The 18,875-nt window shown below is 39.2% G+C and carries 13 protein-coding genes; 9 read left to right on the top strand and 4 right to left on the bottom strand.

From position 1 onward, the window contains the following. The first annotated feature begins 15 nt into the window (after nucleotides 1-15). Entirely contained in the window at nucleotides 16-465 is a 450-nt protein-coding gene (locus tag CI960_RS18665; RefSeq protein WP_005861384.1) for a GatB/YqeY domain-containing protein, read from the top strand. A gap of 115 nt (nucleotides 466-580) precedes the next feature. Continuing rightward, nucleotides 581-1,990 (top strand): carbon starvation protein A, encoded by a 1,410-nt coding sequence (locus tag CI960_RS18660; RefSeq protein WP_005861386.1) that lies wholly within the window; start codon nucleotides 581-583, stop codon nucleotides 1,988-1,990. A 53-nt stretch (nucleotides 1,991-2,043) separates the two neighbouring features. Here the strand turns inward: CI960_RS18660 and CI960_RS18655 are convergent, their stop codons facing one another. From CI960_RS18655 to CI960_RS18640, 4 genes are all read right to left on the bottom strand, one after another. Next, complete coding sequence (locus CI960_RS18655) at nucleotides 2,044-2,775, bottom strand: response regulator transcription factor (protein ID WP_005861388.1); 732 nt, start codon at nucleotides 2,773-2,775, stop codon at nucleotides 2,044-2,046. A gap of 2 nt (nucleotides 2,776-2,777) precedes the next feature. Further along, on the bottom strand, nucleotides 2,778-4,337 hold the full coding sequence (locus tag CI960_RS18650) for a sensor histidine kinase KdpD (RefSeq protein ID WP_005861390.1): 1,560 nt from the start codon (nucleotides 4,335-4,337) through the stop codon (nucleotides 2,778-2,780). 264 nt (nucleotides 4,338-4,601) lie between these two features. Next, nucleotides 4,602-7,421, bottom strand: a complete 2,820-nt coding sequence (locus CI960_RS18645; protein ID WP_036629142.1) for a TonB-dependent receptor — start codon at nucleotides 7,419-7,421, stop codon at nucleotides 4,602-4,604. 130 nt (nucleotides 7,422-7,551) lie between these two features. Then, the gene (locus CI960_RS18640; protein WP_034527742.1) at nucleotides 7,552-8,103 is read right to left on the bottom strand and encodes an RNA polymerase sigma-70 factor; all 552 of its coding nucleotides are present in this window, start codon (nucleotides 8,101-8,103) and stop codon (nucleotides 7,552-7,554) included. A 271-nt stretch (nucleotides 8,104-8,374) separates the two neighbouring features. Between CI960_RS18640 and CI960_RS18635 the strand changes: the two genes are divergently transcribed. The 7 genes from CI960_RS18635 (at nucleotide 8,375) to CI960_RS18605 (ending at nucleotide 18,595) form a co-directional block, all read left to right on the top strand. Further along, the gene (locus tag CI960_RS18635) at nucleotides 8,375-9,433 is read left to right on the top strand and encodes a FecR family protein (protein ID WP_005861395.1); all 1,059 of its coding nucleotides are present in this window, start codon (nucleotides 8,375-8,377) and stop codon (nucleotides 9,431-9,433) included. Between the two features lie 182 nt (nucleotides 9,434-9,615). Next, nucleotides 9,616-12,876 (top strand): SusC/RagA family TonB-linked outer membrane protein, encoded by a 3,261-nt coding sequence (locus CI960_RS18630; RefSeq protein WP_005861397.1) that lies wholly within the window; start codon nucleotides 9,616-9,618, stop codon nucleotides 12,874-12,876. Nucleotides 12,877-12,893: 17 nt separating this feature from the next. Beyond that, complete coding sequence (locus CI960_RS18625) at nucleotides 12,894-14,582, top strand: RagB/SusD family nutrient uptake outer membrane protein (protein ID WP_005861399.1); 1,689 nt, start codon at nucleotides 12,894-12,896, stop codon at nucleotides 14,580-14,582. Nucleotides 14,583-14,598: 16 nt separating this feature from the next. Beyond that, a complete protein-coding gene (locus CI960_RS18620) occupies nucleotides 14,599-15,270 on the top strand; it encodes a DUF1080 domain-containing protein (RefSeq protein ID WP_005861401.1) in 672 nt (223 codons plus the stop codon). Nucleotides 15,271-15,283: 13 nt separating this feature from the next. Continuing rightward, nucleotides 15,284-16,795 carry a Gfo/Idh/MocA family oxidoreductase gene (locus tag CI960_RS18615; RefSeq protein ID WP_094582529.1) on the top strand — a complete coding sequence of 504 codons (1,512 nt, stop codon included), beginning with the start codon at nucleotides 15,284-15,286 and terminating at the stop codon, nucleotides 16,793-16,795. A gap of 147 nt (nucleotides 16,796-16,942) precedes the next feature. After that, nucleotides 16,943-17,515 carry an RNA polymerase sigma factor gene (locus tag CI960_RS18610; protein WP_005861405.1) on the top strand — a complete coding sequence of 191 codons (573 nt, stop codon included), beginning with the start codon at nucleotides 16,943-16,945 and terminating at the stop codon, nucleotides 17,513-17,515. Nucleotides 17,516-17,584: 69 nt separating this feature from the next. Beyond that, the gene (locus CI960_RS18605) at nucleotides 17,585-18,595 is read left to right on the top strand and encodes a FecR family protein (RefSeq protein WP_005861407.1); all 1,011 of its coding nucleotides are present in this window, start codon (nucleotides 17,585-17,587) and stop codon (nucleotides 18,593-18,595) included. The last annotated feature ends 280 nt before the right edge of the window (nucleotides 18,596-18,875 follow it).

Below are 18,875 nucleotides of genomic sequence, written 5' to 3'. Positions count from 1 at the left end.
TAATATAATAAGGATATGGATTTATTTGAACAAGTCAGTGAAGACATTAAAAACGCGATGAAGGCGAAAGATAAAGTCGCCTTGGAGACATTGAGAAATGTAAAGAAATTTTTCTTGGAAGCGAAAACTGCTCCGGGAGCCAATGATACGCTGACGGATGCGGATGCCTTGAAGATCATGCAGAAGTTGGTGAAACAAGGGAAAGATTCCGCTACGATTTATGTGCAACAGGGCCGTCAAGACCTAGCGGATGTTGAGTTGGAGCAAGTAAAAGTGATTGAGAAATATTTGCCTCAACAAATGTCTGCCGAGGAATTGGAGAAAGAATTGAAAGCTATTATCGCTCAAGTTGGTGCCGCTGGCCCGAAAGATATGGGTAAGGTAATGGGTGTAGCCTCAAAAGCATTGGCAGGAAGAGCCGAAGGACGGATGATTTCCGAGACGGTTAAGCGTTTACTTAATTAATTGATTCATACAAAGACCGTACTAAGGGCATTCTGACAATTACTCGTTAGAATGCCCTTGGTACGGTTTTCTCGTATATACCTTTTCCTTTGACAATTTAATTCTTTAGAAAACCATGATTACTTTTACATGTTGTCTGATAGCCCTTATCGTTGGATATTTTACGTATGGTAAATTTGTCGAGCGGGTGTTTGGCGTAGATCCCTCCCGGGTTACTCCTGCTTTCACGAAACAAGATGGTGTCGATTATATACCCTTGCCTACTTGGAAGATTTTCATGATCCAATTTTTGAATATAGCGGGTCTGGGACCTATTTTCGGCGCTATCATGGGGGCTAAATTTGGGGTAGCTTCTTTCCTTTGGATCGTATTGGGAAGTATATTTGCGGGCGCTACCCATGATTTCCTATCGGGAATGCTTTCGTTGCGGCATGATGGAGAAAGTCTTCCTGAATTGATCGGACGGTATCTGGGGAACAACTTTAAGCAATTTATGCGGGGCTTTACGGTTATCTTGATGATCTTGGTGGGTGCTGTTTTCGTAGCTGGGCCTGCAGGGTTGCTGGCTAAACTGACTCCGGAATATCTAGATGCTACGTTCTGGATTATCGTCGTGTTCATTTATTATATACTGGCTACTCTATTACCTGTTGATAAGATTATCGGAAAGATCTATCCATTATTTGCCATCGCTTTGCTATTTATGGCCGTAGGTATCTTGGTTATGTTATTTATTAACCAGCCGCCGTTACCTGAGATTACGGATGGACTTGGTAATACGCATCCGGGAGGCTTGCCTATTTTTCCGATCATGTTTGTTAGTATCGCTTGTGGCGCTATCTCTGGCTTTCATGCTACCCAAAGTCCATTGATGGCCCGTTGCATGAAAAGTGAGAAATACGCCCGTCCCGTATTTTACGGAGCGATGATTACCGAAGGTATCGTAGCCTTGATTTGGGCCGCCGCCGCTACGTATTTCTTCCATAATAACGGAATGGAGGAGAACAATGCCGCTGTCGTAGTAGACAGTATCACGAAAGAGTGGCTGGGCGCTGTCGGAGGTGTATTAGCGATACTGGGTGTGATAGCAGCTCCGATTACTTCTGGCGATACGGCTTTCCGCTCGGCTCGTCTGATTGTCGCAGACTTCCTGCATATGGAGCAAAAAACGGTGGCCAAACGTCTGATGATCTGTATTCCCATGTTTATCGTTGCGATAGGAATCTTATTATATAGTCAAAAAGATAAGGACGGCTTCGATATGATCTGGCGTTATTTCGCATGGAGTAACCAGACGTTAGCGGTATTTACCCTATGGGCCTTAACCGTATATTTGGTACAAGCAAAAAAATTATATGTGATAACCTTGATTCCCGCCTTATTCATGACGGCGGTATGTTCTACCTATATTTTTGTAGCTCCGGAAGGGTTTGGTCTTTCCTCCGGTTTTTCTCAACTTTTGGGGCTACTAGTTACATTGATCGTTTTCGGGATCTTCTTAGTCTGGAAAAGAAGGAAAGTATAAAAAAGGCTGGCTAAATGTAAGCCAGCCTTTTCTGTCGTTATTGTTCAAGTGAATTAAAGCACTTGTATGCCTTCCTCACGGGCTTGTTCCTCCCCGGAAGGAGTGATTAATTTATACCCCTTGCCGTGGATGTTGATGATCTCGATACCCGGATCGTCTTTCAACAATTTACGTAATTTCGTGATATAAACGTCCATGCTACGAGCGTTGAAATAGTTATCGTCTACCCAGATTGTCTTCAAGGCGTAGTTACGCTCAAGGATCTCATTTGCGTGGGCGCACAACAAGCTTAATAATTCGCATTCCTTCGTGGTAAGTTTTGTAACCTTGTCGCCGATAGCCAACGTTTGTTTTTGGGTATCGAACAAGAAGTTTCCTAACTTGTAGAAAGGAATATCTTTCATCTTCTTACCTTTCACACGGCGAAGGATAGCCTCGATACGAAGCAATAGCTCTTCCATGCTAAACGGTTTTGTCAAGTAGTCATCTGCGCCGATCTTGAATCCTTCCAAGATGTCTTCCTTCATAGTCTTGGCTGTAAGGAAGATAATAGGGATATCAGGATTGATAGAGCGAATTTCTTGTGCCAAGGTGAAACCATCTTTCTTTGGCATCATGACATCCAACACACAAAGATCGTATTTACCTTTGGTAAAACCTTTGTATCCGGCTTCTCCGTCAGAGAATAGGTCCGTTACATACCCTTTAGCTTGTAAGTATTCTCTTAAAAGCATTCCTAAATTCTCATCGTCTTCACAAAAGAAGATCTTTAGTTTTTCTTCCATAACTAACTTTTTATAAGAGGTAAAGTAATAATAAATTTTGTTCCAATGTTTCCCGCACCACTTTCGGCACGGATCGTACCTTTGTGGTCCTCAATAATTTTGCGTACGTAAGCGAGTCCGAGACCGAACCCTTTCACGTCATGTACGTTGCCTGTCGGTACGCGGAAGAAACGGTCGAATACCTTTTTCAGATATTCTTTCTTGATACCGATACCATTATCTTCCACGGAGATCAACAGCTTTCCGTTCTCGTTCCAAGTGCGTGCCATCAATGTAAGCGGAACTTCCGGGCGGCGGTATTTAACCGCATTATCCATCAAGTTGAACAATACATTGGTGATATGCATTTCATCCACATATATATCCGATTCTGTAGCTTGCAGGTCTATATCCATTGTACCGCCGTACTTCTCGACCTTTAAAACGAAGGTGTTAGCCACGTTCGCTACCAAATCATTCGCGTCAATTTCTTTCAATTTAAGCGCTGCTTTCTGTCGTTCGAACAAAGACATCTGTAGCACTTTCTCGACCAAGAAGCTCAATCGCTTCGTCTCGTCGTTGATTACGCCGGATATATGCTTGAATACGTCCGGACTCTTCGTTATATCCGAATCCTTCAACATCTGGGCGGCGAGCGAGATCGTGGATACCGGTGTCTTCAACTCGTGCGTCATGTTGTTGATAAAGTCGTTTTTCATCTCGGATAACTTCTTCTGACGGAATACGATGTAAATCGTGAAGACGAAGGTTATCAACAGGATCAATGAGAATATAACCGATGGAACGATGAAAGTAATAGAGCTTGAGATATAATCCCCTTTCGTCGGAAAATAAACTCTCAGGTAGTTTAGTTTCGATGGGGGATCGTTCGGGAAAAGCACTTGGGTGATCACGTCAGAGGCGATCGGTTGCTTTTGGAATTCTCCGCTCTGGTATACTACATTTCCATCTTTGTTAATAACAGAAAACACAAACGGCAAGTTCAAACCGTTGTTAATAAATTCTGTTTTTAAGTAATTGTTCAGCTTTTTAAAATCTATACGTTCCTCGATCGGCTTTAGATTCGCAGTGTATAAGATGTTGTAAATCACCTCCTCTATCAGTCCACCTTGGTACTGGTAACGTCTTTTTAGTGTCTTCTGTAAATCTTTAGATGTGTTTACGATGCTGTTGGCAGACTGCCGTTTTGACAAGGAAGAGAGCGGCTCGAACTTATGGGCGCTAAAACTTTGCATCTCTATTTGTTGAACGGTTCCATTAGAATCCTTGATCTGTAATTGGTATTTCTCATGGTTGATCACTTGTCCTAGGCTTTGGGCATCCGGGGCATTTTGATACATGAAATTTGTCTCATCCCGGTTGATATCATCCTCGAGGTATTTACGGGTCTCATCCAATTCCAGATTCTTAGATACTTGGCGCAGGCTTCTTTTGACAGTCTCATTGAACTGTTCGCTGCGTGTCTTAAGTATAATGCTCACATAGTTTACCTGTAGGTATAATAACCCGGCGAAGGCAAAAGCCATAACTACCGCAAGCAACCAAATTGTCGACTTCCTCATATCAATATCTTTCTCTTAATATTGCAACAAATAACGTATGTTTTAGTTTAATATTTACACAAAAAAGGTAAAAATAATCCGTTTAAAATGTTAATAATACTTTGTGGGCATAGAGGATATATGTTAGCTAAGCATTGAAACTCCGCTGTTAATGCGCTAGTTAGCGTTATTTTATCCTAAGTTTTTTATATATTATCCTAAGTAAAAACAAGTCCGGTGCGTTTTTTGTTGCGTACGGACTTTATAAAGTCTCCACTTAGGGGATTAAAATCGATGTCCCGGAGGAGGACCCATCGGACCTCTTCCCCGTCCGCTTCTACCCGGCGTTTTCACGTCGCTGGCACTGGCTCCGCCTTTGAAGATGCTGAACCGATAGATGAAGTGTACCATGAAATAACTGCCTAGCGTGTTATATTCTGAGTCTTGTATATAGCTAGCGGTAATGGAACGGGAGATATTGCTTCGTTGTTGCAGGATATCGTAGATCTTGAAACGGAGCGTCCCTTGGTTATTCTTTAAGAAAGACTTGGAGGCTGAGGCATTCCATAGGACTTCGTTCTGTTTGAATCCGTCCCCGTAGCCAGAGTTGGTAGACCAGTTCACGTCACTCTCTATCTTGAAATTGAGGGGCAGATAGATTGTCGTGTAACCGCCGGCTCCGTAATTGAAGGTGTTTTGGTTATTTTCCTTTTGCAGGGAGTTGCTGGTGGCATTGTAACGAATATTCCCGTTTACGCCCAGATCCAGATAAGAGGAGCGGAAGTCGATACCACCACGTTCGGACAATATGAGATTCCGGTTCGTATTCTTCTCCTCGTTGATATATCCGTTGCTATTAGCGAACGAGGCCATTGTCATGGAGTTGATGGAGAATTTCTTATTCTTCAAGGGGGTATTCAACATCATACGGACGTTGCCACTATAGTTGCCATTTACGTTTTTGTAAGTGGTGGTCTTTACACCTGTCTCTTGGTTATAAGAGGTATAACTTACGATATCGTTGATGATATAACTACCGTTTGCCATGATCATAAAGGCCCGTTGTTTCTCCGGTGTGAACTGTTGGAAACGAATAAATACGTTGTTCGTATAGCGGGGATTCAAATCCGGGTTACCGATCGTGATATTCGTCGGGTCCGAGATATCCGCTACCGGTTGTAATTGAGTCATGCTCGGTTGGCTGGTACGGCCATTATACATGATACGAAGATTCGTACGCTTATCGAACATATAGTTGAATTGAGCCATCGGGGAGAGGTTGACCACCTTACGGGTTATCTTGGATAAGGTCGTGTCGCCAACGAAATTCTCGCTGCTGGAATAGGATGGGTCCAGATTCAAGCCGATCGTGTAGTTGAACTTTGCCCGTTGAGACTTGAAGCTCAAGCTGGCCCGCTGGCTGATAAAGTTATTGCGATAGCTTTGGCTGTAGGCGGAATCTAATACATTATATATACCATCAGCGTCTTGGTTGTAAACATTCTTCAAGGCTTCTTGTTTCCGTTGGCTGATGCTATAAGTGGCTTGGATGAAATTATTATGCCCGATCGGTTCTACCCACGATACGTAGGCCCGGTAATTGAAACCTTTGTTGTCGTAACGTGAGCGCTGGTCGATAATGCTATTCTTCAAGGCATCAGTCTGGTTGAAATAAACGATGTCGGAACGGTTCATGCCGTCACTGTACGAATCGCTATTGCCTCCAGAAAGGGTGGCGCTGAACACACGTCCTTTGTTATTCAGCTTACGGCTGAAATCGATGCTGGCATTTAGGTTGTACCCGTTACTTTCCGAGTAATTACTGGATTTGTTGGTATTGACCGTATCCCGTTCGTTATCCAAGGTGGTAGCATCACTGAAATTGTCGTTCATGCTGTGGCTGAAGCTGAAACTCGGGCGGAAGATAAGTTGAGTCATCGTATCCGGTTTCCATTCCAAGCGAAAGTCTACGCCAAAGTTATCGCTCTTCGTACGGCTCATCGCCTCGCTATTATCATAGGAGGAACTATCTCCGGGAAGGATATTCTGCCGATCACTCTTGCTGCGAGCGTCATTGTCGGAATGGGAATAACGAGTATTTCCCCCAAGAGTTAGTTTATCCGGCTTGAATTCCTTGCTGAAGTTCAAACCTGCGTTTCCGGAAGAGGTGATACCGCTACCCGCTCCGAAACCTCCTCGTCGGCCTCCACCGCCTCCCATACCGGAGAACATTGTTGAGGCTAGATCGGAAAAGCCCATATTATTCGTGTTATTCGCTCCCCCCATGAACGTGATCTGGTCATTATTCACGAAACGATTGACCATGGCGTTGCCTTCATACCGATCTTTACTTCCGTATCCACCATATGCGTTGCCAAACCAACCTTGCTTCATGCCGGGTTTCACGGTTAGGTTGATGACGGTCTCTTCCTCTCCATCGTCGAAGCCGGTCATTTGGGCCATATCGCTTTTCTTATCAAGTACCTGTAATTTATCGATCATCTTGGCTGGAAGATTCTTGGAGGCCACTTTCGGGTCATCGGAGAAGAACTCCTTTCCGTCCACCATTACCTTTTTCACCTCTTTTCCATTGACGGTGATCTTGCCTTCGCTATCTACCTCCACACCGGGCATCTTTTTCAATAAATCCTCCAAAACGGAGCCTTCGGTTACTTTATAAGAATCCGCATTGTATTCCACAGTGTCGTTGCGAACGGTAACCTCGGGTGCCTTACCTATAACTACGGCTTCTCCCAACTCGATCGCTCCGTCGCTTAATTCAAGTTTACCTACGTTTACGGGGTTTTTCTTTCCGGTGATTTGCAAGGGTTGGTACAATGGATCGTATCCGATGAATGTGATGTGTAGTAAATAACTTCCTTTCTTTACGTTTTTCAAGGTAAAACTACCATTACGGGCGCTCACCACACCTCGTACCATGGCACTGTCTTTTACGTTCAGCAATCGTACCGTTGCTTGCTCGATGGGGGTATCACTACCTTGCTCAACGACAGATCCGGTAACATTAACACCGCTTTGCTGTGCGAAAGCCATCGGTGAAAAAAGGATCATCAACAACATCAAAAGGCACTTTCCCGATTTCATAACTATATGGATTACATTGTTTACAATTACGAAAAGATAGACATGGTTCATTCAAAATAGTTTAATATAACTTTTATGGATTTGATATTATTAACAATCCTGCAGGCCTTTGGATTTATGGAGAGTATTCTTAGAACAAGAACATTATAAAAGGTAAATAGTCCTTCAACTTAACTCGCAATATTTTCAAGGATTGTGTAATCCGGTATTCCACGGTTTTTATAGAAACCCCTAAGGCCTCTGCGATTTGGAGATTAGATTGTTCTCCGAATCGGCTAAGTTTAAATGTCTCCCGGTAATTCTCAGGCAATTCTTCGATTGCTTTCGTGATATTCTCTGTAAGCTCGTTTACGAAATAGGTATCAGGATTCTCAAATTGATCTTTAATCTTATCATAAATCAGGCTATGTACTCGCTCATGATACAATTGCCTTTTGATCGCATTGAGGCAACGATGCTTAACAGCCATAAAAAGATAGGATTTCAAGGATATCTCTACAAATAAGGAATTTCGGTTTTCCCATATAAATAACATTAGCTCCTGAATAAGTTCTTCGGCATCCTCATCAGAAACATATTGGGAAGCATATTCGCATAGTGGCGAATAAAATTTGATAAACATCTGTTTAAAAGCGTCTTTACTTCCTAATTGTATTTGTTCAATTAAAGTAGAATCATCCATAGCACCTTCTTCATCCTTTCTTTTCTGTAAGCAAAGATATATTTTATCTTGGATATTCAAGGTTAAAATTAGGGTAACCACATCGAAATATCACTTTTAGGACATCCTTATCACAAGATATACTTACTTTACCGATGAAGTACTACTTACTTTACTGATGAAGTATATATCCTATGGAAAAGTAGGTAAGTCTAAAGTCTTCCGTAAAAAAATGCTTTTTAGTTAAGGGTGTGTTCGTTCAGGATTGTCTTAGTTATAGAAACAGATAAGAATGAAAACTGAAAATAGACATATTAATATCCAAGAGCCGGAAGGTATGATGCTTTTACGGTATATAAAGGACACAGCTTCCAATGAGGAAAAATCTTATATTGAAGCTTGGCTGGAAGCGGATGAAAATAATAAGAGGATCTTATTACAGACCGCCCGTATATATTATGCGAACAATGCGATGGAACGGATCGCTAGCCGAAATCCATTGATTGCCTACGAAAAGCTGGAACAACGATTAGCAAAACGGACCCGTTTATATTGGCTGAAGAGGTTCTCTGCTGCTGCGGCTTGTATAATTGCTATCATTGGGCTATCAACCTTATTTTCCCATAGAAAGGTTGATTCTGAATTTGGAGATCCTCAAATTATAACACTTCAGGCAAATGCGGGAGTCCGTACACGCTTTAATTTACCGGATGGTACTGTTGTTTATCTAAATTCGGGTAGTGTTTTATCCTATCCGATGTCTTATGACCAAAAAGAAAGAAAAGTATGTTTATCAGGAGAAGCCTATTTTAAAGTCACTCACAACGAAAAACAACCTTTTATTGTCAGTACTTCAGGAGATCAGCATAGGGTTAGAGTTTTAGGCACGGAGTTTAATATACAAGCTTATGGGGATGAGAATATAATTTCGACTACTTTAGTGACGGGCTCCGTAAATCTCGAGGTGAAGAATAAATCAGGGAATGTGAGTCATAGGACGTTACTACCATCCGAAAAAGCGATTTGCAACTTGGATAAAGAAGAAATTTCTGTGATGAAAATAAATACGATCTATGAAACCGCATGGATGGATGGCAAACTGATGTTCAAGGATACGCCTTTACCTGAGGCTTTGAAAAAATTGTCATATTACTATAATGTTGAATTTGTGATTCAGGATGCGGAGATTAAAAGCTATTGTTTAACCGGTATTTTAGATAATAGGCTGCTATCTCAGACACTAGACTATTTGAGAATATCTTCAAATATTGATTATCGTATAGAAGATATGAAGACAGATGATAGCAAAGGTACTAACCGTACTCGGGTTATACTTTGGAAAGGAAAATAAAGAAAAATGTATAATAATTAAATAATATGGCCTATGGAATAAAAGAACAAGAATGTAGACTTGATCTATCTAAAAAACATACGGGAAAATGTTACCAGCATCTTCCCATATGAAACAATTTGATAGAGGTCTTTAAACCGACTAAGAAATTTATTTTTTAATCTTAAATCAATTACAAAAATATGATGAATAATTTATATTTCCAACTTGATGGAGATAAATCAGCGTTTGTCAGGTTGGTATCTAAAATATCAAGAATTATGAAGTTGACCTTATTTCTTGTATGTTTATCAATTAGTATGTCATTTGCTATGACAACAAATGCTCAAAGCACCTCACTTTCTTTTAAAGCGACAGATCAATCTATAAAAGAAGTTTTGGAACTGATTGAAAGTCAAACCGATTTTCACTTCTTTTATAATAGTAAATTAGTTGATATCAATCAAGTAATATCTGTTGATATAAAGGATAAAGACGTGTTCACTACATTAGATCATATATTTAAGAATTCGAATATACGATATAAAATAGTAGGAAAAGATGTGATTCTATCAGTAAAAGGCAGTAAGTCTGATCAAGATGAAAAGACAGTAACAGGTACTGTTGTTGATGAGGCGGGGGAGCCTATTATTGGTGCAAATATTGTAGAGAAGGGTAAAGCAAATGGAACTATGTCTGATTTGAATGGTCATTTCTCTATTGTAGTGTCTTCCGATGCGGTACTCCAGATTTCTTATATTGGATTTTCTCTTCATGAAGAAGCCGTGAAAAATAAAAATGTACTTCAGGTCATTATGAAAGAGGATACACAAAAATTAGATGAGGTTGTTGTTGTTGGTTATGGCTCAGTTGACAAAAAAGAGTTGACTTCTGCTGTAACCGCTGTTTCTAGTAAAGACTTTTTACAAGGAGCATTTACAAGTCCGTTGTCAATGATCGATGGAAAAGTATCAGGCGTTAATGTCTCGAATGCGGCAGCGGCAGATCCTAACTCTTCTCCTAATATCCAGATGCGAGGTGCTTCTTCCATAGAGGCAGGGAATTCGCCATTGGTTATTATAGACGGAATGCCGGGTGCAGATTTAAGAAGTGTCGCTAACCAAGATATTGAATCAATTACAATATTGAAAGATGGTTCGGCTGCAGCGATTTATGGTTCACGTGCGGCGAATGGAGTTATTTTGGTGCAAACAAAAAAGGGAAAGGCTGGAAAAGTTTCTATATCTTATGATGGCTATATCGATCATGATATGGTAGCTAATCAACCAAAAGTACTTTCTGTAGATGAGTTTCTTGCGCATGAAAGAGATGTAGATTTTGGTCATCGGGTGGATTGGTATGACAAATTGTTGAATAAGAGTAATCTGGGTCAAAGTCATTATTTAGCTGTTTCAGGAGGAAGTGAAAATTTGACCTTTAGAGCTTCTGCCAATTATAAGAAGAAAGATGGCTTGGATATAGCGTCTTCTAGAAAAGAGTATGGAGTTAGAATGGGATTCACCGCAAAGACATTAGAAGGTCTGTTAGAGATTCAAGGAAACTTGTCCACGCGAGTTATCAATGAGGAATATGTGGATTATGGCGTATTTCAGCAAGCGGTAAAATTGAATCCGACTCATCCATTGATGGATGAAAAAGATCCTTCTAAATATAGTACTCTGTATGGGTTTGATACCTATAATCCTGTAGGATGGTTGAAAGACAAGGAGGATGGAGGTGATAGACAGTTTTCCCTTGCTGATTTTAAAATGAAACTAAATATTTTACCGACGCTAAATACTGAATTATCTCTAGCTAGACAGGGGCAAGAGTATTTTAAGCGTATATATGTTAATTCAAATCATAAGGAATCTATAGATAATATGCGTTCCGGACGAGGAACTCTGCAGGAAGAAAATTATACGGATTATACATTGGAATGGATCGGTAATTATTTTACGACAATTGACAAGCATACAATTAAATTAATGGCTGGATATTCGTATCAAGAGTTTAATCATCGTAGTTTTTCTTCAGAGAATGCAAATTTTCCTTCGGATGCGATGTCCTATAACAATCTGGAAGCTGGAGATTGGAATATGGCAGCAGGTCGTTTAGGGGTATCTTCGTTGAAAGAAAAAGAAAAGACAATAGGTTTTCCTGCGCGATTGATTTATAACTATGATGATACTTACTATTTGACGGCTTCTGTTAGATATGAAGGAAATAGTAAATTTGGGGCAAATCATAAATGGGGATGGTTCCCTGCAGCCTCTGCAGCATGGCGAATGTCAAGTTTGCCTGCTATTAAAAATATTGAGGCCATCAATGATTTAAAACTCCGTTTTTCATATGGAGTTACAGGACGCTCTGGTTTCCCAAAGTATTCAGCGTTGGCTCGTTATGAGCAAGGTGGGTATTGGCTAGACGATAATGGACAATGGACCCAAGCGTGGGGACCTACGAATAATCCTAATCCTGATTTACATTGGGAAAAGCAGATATCTTATAACTTGGGTGTGGATTTTTCTCTTTTAAAGAATAAGTTATCAGGTAGTTTGGATGCCTATGTAAAACAAGGTAAAGAAGTAATTTCTAATTATGACGCTCCACTACCCCCTTTTATGTTTGATCAGATATTTACAAATGTAGCTTCTACTAGTTCAAAAGGTTTGGAACTGACTTTAAATTGGGATGTTGTAAACATGAAAGATTTTAGTTATTCGACTAATCTAGTTGCTTCTTTTACGAAATCTAAACTGGATAAATTCTCGAATGGTACATATCAGAAAGGATATATGGATCGATATTTACTGCCAGCTCCCGGAAATCCCGGCTATGCCCAACGCTTACAAGACGGAGTGGAAATTGGTTCTTTTTATGGCTTAAGATATGCGGGAGTTGATGATAATGGCAATATGTTGGTTTGGAAAGACGCTAAAATTGGAGGAGAAAAAATACTCGCTAATGGTGAAGCTAGTGATACAGACAAAGATTATATTGGCCATGGAACACCTAGATATTCTTTGTCTTGGGGGAATACATTTCGATATAAAGGATTTGATTTAAGTCTATATTTCCAAGGGCGCTTTGACTATCAAATATTGAATATGTATCAAATGTATTATGGATTAGTTGCTGAACCGGGTATGAATTTATTGGAAGATGCTTATGGAAAGAATGGGCATATTAAGTCTGGAAAAGTGATGTGTGATTATTTTTTGGAGGATGGAGATTATTTTAGGTTGGATAACATAACTTTAGGATGGACTCCAAAATTAGATACAAAGTGGATTAGCAATTTACGGGTATATGCGACAGTTAAAAATGCGTTTACTATTACGAAATATTCAGTAATGGATCCGACATCTGTGGATATAAATGGTCTAGAACCAGGTATTAGCGGTCTAAATGTGTATCCTATTGCCAGATCATTCACATTTGGAATTCAAATTTCATATTAATCTTAATTTCATTTATTATGAAGAAGTTTAAATATATAATAGTTCTTTTCGTGATGGGATTAATCTCATTTTCTTGTACAGATTTAGATGAAGAGATTTTTAGTGAGATTACAACGGATAACTATTATCAAAATAGTAATAATATTTATGCGGCGTTGGTGAATAACTATGCTAAGGCTTTTAGTACGGGTTGGTCTGATGCTCGATACTTTTTACAGGAAGTTACTGCCGACCAGTTAATGATTCCGACAAGAGGAAAACATGGTTATAATGGTGGGGAGTATGTTCGTTTGCATGAGCATAAATGGACTGTGGAGGAGAATTTCGTATATAATGGTTGGGCTGCTCCTTTTCAAGGTATAGCATTATGTAATAATACATTGTCTGATTTTGAAAATCTAGATTTCTCTACGTTTAAATTGACGGAAGAAACGAAAAATGAATATATAGCCGAATTAAGAGCTCTTCGGGTTTGGAATTATATGTTTTTAATAGATTTCTTTAGGCATGTACCAATTGTTACAGATATAGAAGAAGTGAAGGCCCAATCTACACCCCTAGAAGTATTTAACTTTATGGAGTCAGAGCTTTTAGCTATATTACCGGACTTACCTAAAAATAGGGGGGTATCTAGGTTTGATCAAGCAGGAGTAGCTTCTATACTTGTCCGTTTATACTTGAATGCGGAAAAATGGATAGGTATCTCAAAATATGATGAATGTGAGCAAATGGCTCAGGCTATATTAGATGGAAAATATGGAGAATATAGTATTGACTCTGATTATAGAGGCCCGTTCCGCTCGGGGATAAACGGTTATAGATCTAAAGAGAATATTATGGAATTTGCGATTAAGAAAAATTATTTTGAGGCATCTTGGCTATATAATATGTGGATGCACTATCAAGATCGTTATTCCTTGGATAATGACTGGCAAGGTTGGAATGGAGGTAATTTAGCACCGTCTCGGGACTTATATGGAAATTTGTACCAAGATAAATTAGGTATGCCGTTTGAAAAATTCCCGGATGAAGATATCCGAAAGAAAGCTTTTAGAGTTATTTCAAATGATGGATATTATGAGGGCTTTTTCTTGATGGGAACTCAATATAAATTTGATTATGAAAAAGGGTATGGATTTACAGATGAAGTAATAACTGGTACGGAAGAATATAATGGTAAACCTCTAGTTTATGTGGATCAAGTTGGACGCTTTTCGGAGGGAGAGACTGGTTTAGCCAAAGGCTCTCATGTAATTTACGGAGAAGAGAATACGGGATATCGTTTGATAAAATTCCCTTGGTTACCTCAATCGAAAGATTTGTTCCAAATGAACTCTATTCCAGAGATCAGATTGGCAGAGATTTATTATTCGTTAGCTGAATGTAAATATAGATCAGGGGATAAGATAGGGGCTGCTCGGTTGCTGGATGCGGTTAGGAAACGTTATTATAAAGCGGAAGATTGGTCTAAATTTAGTTACGAATCTAATATCTCGAAATTAACTGATGATGAATTTGTCGATGAATTAGGTCGTGAGTTCATAGGAGAGCGTCATCGTCGTATTGATTTAATACGATGGAATCGTTTTAGTGAAGGTGCGTGGTGGGATAAAACTCCGGATGCGACGAATCAAGACGTATTTCCGATCCCTTATCGTGCTTTGAATGCGAATCCTTTGTTAAAACAAACAACAGCTGGCTTTTAATAAATAGAATCGATATATGAAACAGTTTATAAATGTAAAAAGAGTATTTACCGTATTGATTATACTTTTGTTATTAATATCGTGTAGGGTCGAAACTGATTATAGACCATTATTTGACAAAGATTTATCAAATGCTGATTATGATAGTTCGGTTTGGACCTTTAAAAATGGCATACTTACTGCCACTGCCGATCAATCTATTTGGACGAAGGTGCAGTATGAAAATTTTATCTTGGATTTAGAATTCAAGACAGATGTGAATACAAATAGTGGGGTTGTGATTTATTGTACGGATAAGGGTAATTGGATCCCATCTTCCATTGAGATTCAAATAGCGGATGATCATCATCCTGAATGGCAATCATATCCAGAATATTGGCGTTGTGGTTCTATTTATGGACATAAAGGAGCAAATGAACAATTGGTCGTGAAGAAACCGGGAGAATGGAACCGCATGATTGTCACTGCTAAAGGTCAGCAGATAGATATCGAATTGAATGGGAAACATATTGTTTCGGCTAATTTAGCAGATTGGACTTCTGGAACAACAAATCCAGATGGAACAGAGATTCCGGAATGGCTACCAATCCCGTATGCGAATATGCCAACAAAAGGTTATATTGGTTTGCAAGGGAAACATGGAGAATCTAATATTTGGTTTAGGAATATTCAACTGAAACAACTTTAAAATCATCATTATTATGAGACATATATCAAGAAGAGATTTTTTGAAGACAGGAGCTTTAGCAGCAGGTTTAACGATCGTACCAAACTCTGTTTTAGGTAAAAGGCATGGGTTTACTTCACCAAGTGATAAATTGAATATTGCTGGAGTTGGTGTCGGGGGAATGGGCCGTGGTAATTTACGGAATATGAGTACAGAGAATATTGTGGCTTTATGTGATGTAGATTGGAGATATGCAGAGAAGACTTTCAATGATTATCCAAAAGCAAAAAAATTTAAAGATTGGCGTGTTATGTTCGATGAGTTCGGAAAATCAATTGATGCGATATTGGTTGCTACTCCAGACCATACACATGCGGGAGTTACTGCTCATGCTATTACATTAGGGAAGCATTGTTATACTCAAAAACCTTTAACCCATTCTGTTTATGAATCTCGTTTACTAGCAAAACTCGCTAAAAAATATAAAGTAGCGACACAAATGGGTAATCAAGGAAATTCTTTTGATTGGTGTCGTCAAATAGCAGAGTGGATTCAATCCGGTGTTATTGGGGAAGTATATGAAGTTCATTGTTGGACAGATCGTCCAATTTGGCCTCAAGGATTGATGCAACCTAGCGATAATCTGAAATGCCCGAAGACTCTTGATTGGGATTTGTTTATTGGGCCAGCGCAAAAAAGACCATATAATCCAGTTTATACGCCTTGGAATTGGCGAGGATGGTGGGATTTTGGAACGGGTGCTTTAGGAGATATGGCTTGCCATATTATGGACCCACTTTATTGGGCACTTGATTTGAAGTATCCGATAAGTGTGATAGGCAGTTCAACCTTGAGCAATTTATATTCGCCACCTCATGCACAAGTTGTAACTTATACGTTTCCAGCTCGTTCCCCAAAAGGAAACACAAAAATGCCCGAGGTTAAGGTATATTGGTATGATGGAGGTTTAATGCCTCCTCGTCCAGAGGAATTAAAAGATGGACAAATGATGGGAGATGAAAATGGTGGTATTATTTTTATTGGGACAAAAGGGAAAATCATGACTGGCTGTTATGGAATGAATCCAACTTTATTGCCCGTATCTGATATGGAACATTTTAATCAACCTAAGCCTTCAATACCAAGAGTTAAAGGTGGTAATGGCAATATTTGGGCTACGAATGCCCATGAGCAAGATTGGATTCGTGCTTGTAAAGAATCTCCAGAAAACCGAGTAGAATCATCTTCAAATTTCCAATTCTCCGGACCTTTTAATGAAATGGTAGTAATGGGAGTTCTTGCGGTACGTCTTTCTGGTCTTCATGGACTACATAGAGAATTGTTATGGGATGGAGAGAATATGAAATTTACCAATATATCTCCTACTGACACAATTAAGATTGTAACAGTTGATGATTTTAAAGTTGTTGATGGTGATCCTCGTTTTGATCGTCGTTTTGCGGACTTTAATGCTCTTGATGTTGCGAATGAGTGGATTAAGCATACTTATAATAATGGGTTTAGTTTACCTAGTATGCCATTCTGAGAACATAGAAAGGTCGTGAACTACTGTTGGATGTCATTTAGTTAAAGAGTATCCGTAATAGATAGAGGTTATTTCTTTTCAAGAGGAAATAACCTCTTCTTATTTTTTTATTTTATATTTGTTCGGTCAATATATGTGCTAGAGGAGATGGATGTAGAACGGATATACCTAGAACGATTACGAAGCGGTTCATACAGAGACTTTACGAAACTGTATGAATCATACGCTTCACGCCTATATGCGTTCGCATTGCACTTGACTCATTCTGATGCTCTTGCAAAAGATATTGTACAAGAGACTTTTATCAAAGTGTGGGTGCGGAGAGAACAGATTGATTTAGATATGTCTTTCAGTGCTTTCCTATTTACGATGGCCAAGAACCAATTATTGAATGAGTTTCGTAGGCAGGCAAATAGTCCACTTTTTTTGGAAGATGTTGTACTGAATGAGTCTGGAGATGGAGAGGAAACAGCGATTGAACGTAAATTATCTTTTGAGGAATTTAACCATAGACTGGAAATAGCGAAACAAAAGTTGACACCTCGCCAACGAGAACTGTTTGAGTTAAATAAGGAACAAGGTATAACTATAACAGAAATAGCGGCTAAAGCCTTTATTTCAGAACAATCTGTGCGTAACCAGTTATCGCAAGCCTTACATGTTTTAAGAAAGGAGCTCGGTAAGTATGCTTTGCTGTTCTCTCTTTTCTTTATCGGATAAATAAAATTGAAAAAATAATATTCTTATGTTTTATAACATCTAAAAAGACATGTTATAAATTAACGGCTCATGTGTATACCTTATAAAAAGGGTATTATGCAGGAATCACATACATATTATTTGCTCTCAAAGTACATGGATCATACGATCTCTACGGAAGAGTTGAAAACACTACGGCTTTTGGTTAATTTGTCTGATGATGATGAATTATCGTTGTCATTGTCTCATTTATGGGAAAATGGGCGACCCTTTGAAGAGGTTGATGAGAGAATCATACGAGATATGTTCAGCGGGATTCAAAATCGAACGAGAAAAGAACGATTCGTTATGGTGTTTAGGAAACTGGCTCGTATCGCCGCAATACTATTAATACCTTTATTAAGTGTATTGTCTGGTTATTTATATTTCAATCCAGTCAATCAGGAGGAGGGTATTGGTAATTTAGTGGTTCATGCCGATAGAGGGGAAAGATCGGGGGTGACTTTACCGGATGGAACACAAGTAAAACTAAATGCGGAATCGAGCTTAAGTTACACTCACGATTTCGGTCGAGAGCTTCGACAGGTTAATTTAGAGGGAGAGGCCTATTTTGAGGTGACTCGGAATGAGGATAAACCTTTCGTGGTACATACAAAATATCTGGATATAGAAGTGTTGGGCACAAGTTTTAATGTGTATTCGTATGAACGGGAGAATGTCATGGAAATGGCCTTGATATCGGGACGGATCAAGATACAGACTTGTTCAGAGCCTTCTCGTGTCGTTTATCTAAAACCGAATGAAAAAGCATTGTTCAATAAAGAATCGGGTATTATAACCGTGGAGAAAACAGATAATCGATTTGAAACGGCATGGTTAAGAGGAGATCTCGTTTTCCGATCAACGACATTAAGTGATGTCTTGGCTAAACTAGAGCGTAGATATGGCGTGAATATCCATTTGAATGATTCTTCTTTAGCGAATGACTTATTTACCGGAAATTTTGATAGTGAATATATCGTAGAGGTAATGGACCTTTTAGAGAGGCATTATGACTTTACATATGATGTACGAGGAGATGATATCTTTATACATCCTTGAGCGAGTGAAAATAAAAATGTACAACCTTAAATCAGTTCTTATGCGACAAGATTCTTCATAATAAAAACGGAACCGAAAAATGGTCGAGATTTTCCGGTTCCCCAATTAATACTCCATTTACGAGAATGGCGATTAGGCCATAAAACGGATTGTATCAATTTAAAAAAATAATATATGTTCAAAAGTAGAAAAAATCAATGTAGCTATATAATTTTTTTTGCTCTATTTCTGTTTTTTAATCCTATTTTGGTATTAGCTCAGACAGGAAGTGTCACTCTTT

Origin of the sequence: Parabacteroides sp. CT06 (assembly GCF_002257605.1) — a bacterium.
Taxonomy (GTDB): domain Bacteria; phylum Bacteroidota; class Bacteroidia; order Bacteroidales; family Tannerellaceae; genus Parabacteroides; species Parabacteroides distasonis.
This window is presented reverse-complemented; position numbering and strand designations above follow the sequence as displayed.

What these genes read in the sequence shown, in the direction of transcription:
- CI960_RS18625 (WP_005861399.1), top strand. Translation starts at nt 12,894, where the DNA reads ATGAAGAAGTTTAAATATATAATAGTTCTTTTCGTGATGGGATTAATC.
- CI960_RS18635 (WP_005861395.1), top strand. Translation starts at nt 8,375, where the DNA reads ATGAAAACTGAAAATAGACATATTAATATCCAAGAGCCGGAAGGTATG.
- CI960_RS18630 (WP_005861397.1), top strand. Translation starts at nt 9,616, where the DNA reads ATGATGAATAATTTATATTTCCAACTTGATGGAGATAAATCAGCGTTT.
- CI960_RS18610 (WP_005861405.1), top strand. Translation starts at nt 16,943, where the DNA reads ATGGATGTAGAACGGATATACCTAGAACGATTACGAAGCGGTTCATAC.
- CI960_RS18640 (WP_034527742.1), bottom strand. Translation starts at nt 8,103, where the DNA reads ATGGATGATTCTACTTTAATTGAACAAATACAATTAGGAAGTAAAGAC.
- CI960_RS18665 (WP_005861384.1), top strand. Translation starts at nt 16, where the DNA reads ATGGATTTATTTGAACAAGTCAGTGAAGACATTAAAAACGCGATGAAG.
- CI960_RS18650 (WP_005861390.1), bottom strand. Translation starts at nt 4,337, where the DNA reads ATGAGGAAGTCGACAATTTGGTTGCTTGCGGTAGTTATGGCTTTTGCC.
- CI960_RS18660 (WP_005861386.1), top strand. Translation starts at nt 581, where the DNA reads ATGATTACTTTTACATGTTGTCTGATAGCCCTTATCGTTGGATATTTT.
- CI960_RS18615 (WP_094582529.1), top strand. Translation starts at nt 15,284, where the DNA reads ATGAGACATATATCAAGAAGAGATTTTTTGAAGACAGGAGCTTTAGCA.
- CI960_RS18605 (WP_005861407.1), top strand. Translation starts at nt 17,585, where the DNA reads ATGTGTATACCTTATAAAAAGGGTATTATGCAGGAATCACATACATAT.
- CI960_RS18620 (WP_005861401.1), top strand. Translation starts at nt 14,599, where the DNA reads ATGAAACAGTTTATAAATGTAAAAAGAGTATTTACCGTATTGATTATA.
- CI960_RS18655 (WP_005861388.1), bottom strand. Translation starts at nt 2,775, where the DNA reads ATGGAAGAAAAACTAAAGATCTTCTTTTGTGAAGACGATGAGAATTTA.
- CI960_RS18645 (WP_036629142.1), bottom strand. Translation starts at nt 7,421, where the DNA reads ATGAAATCGGGAAAGTGCCTTTTGATGTTGTTGATGATCCTTTTTTCA.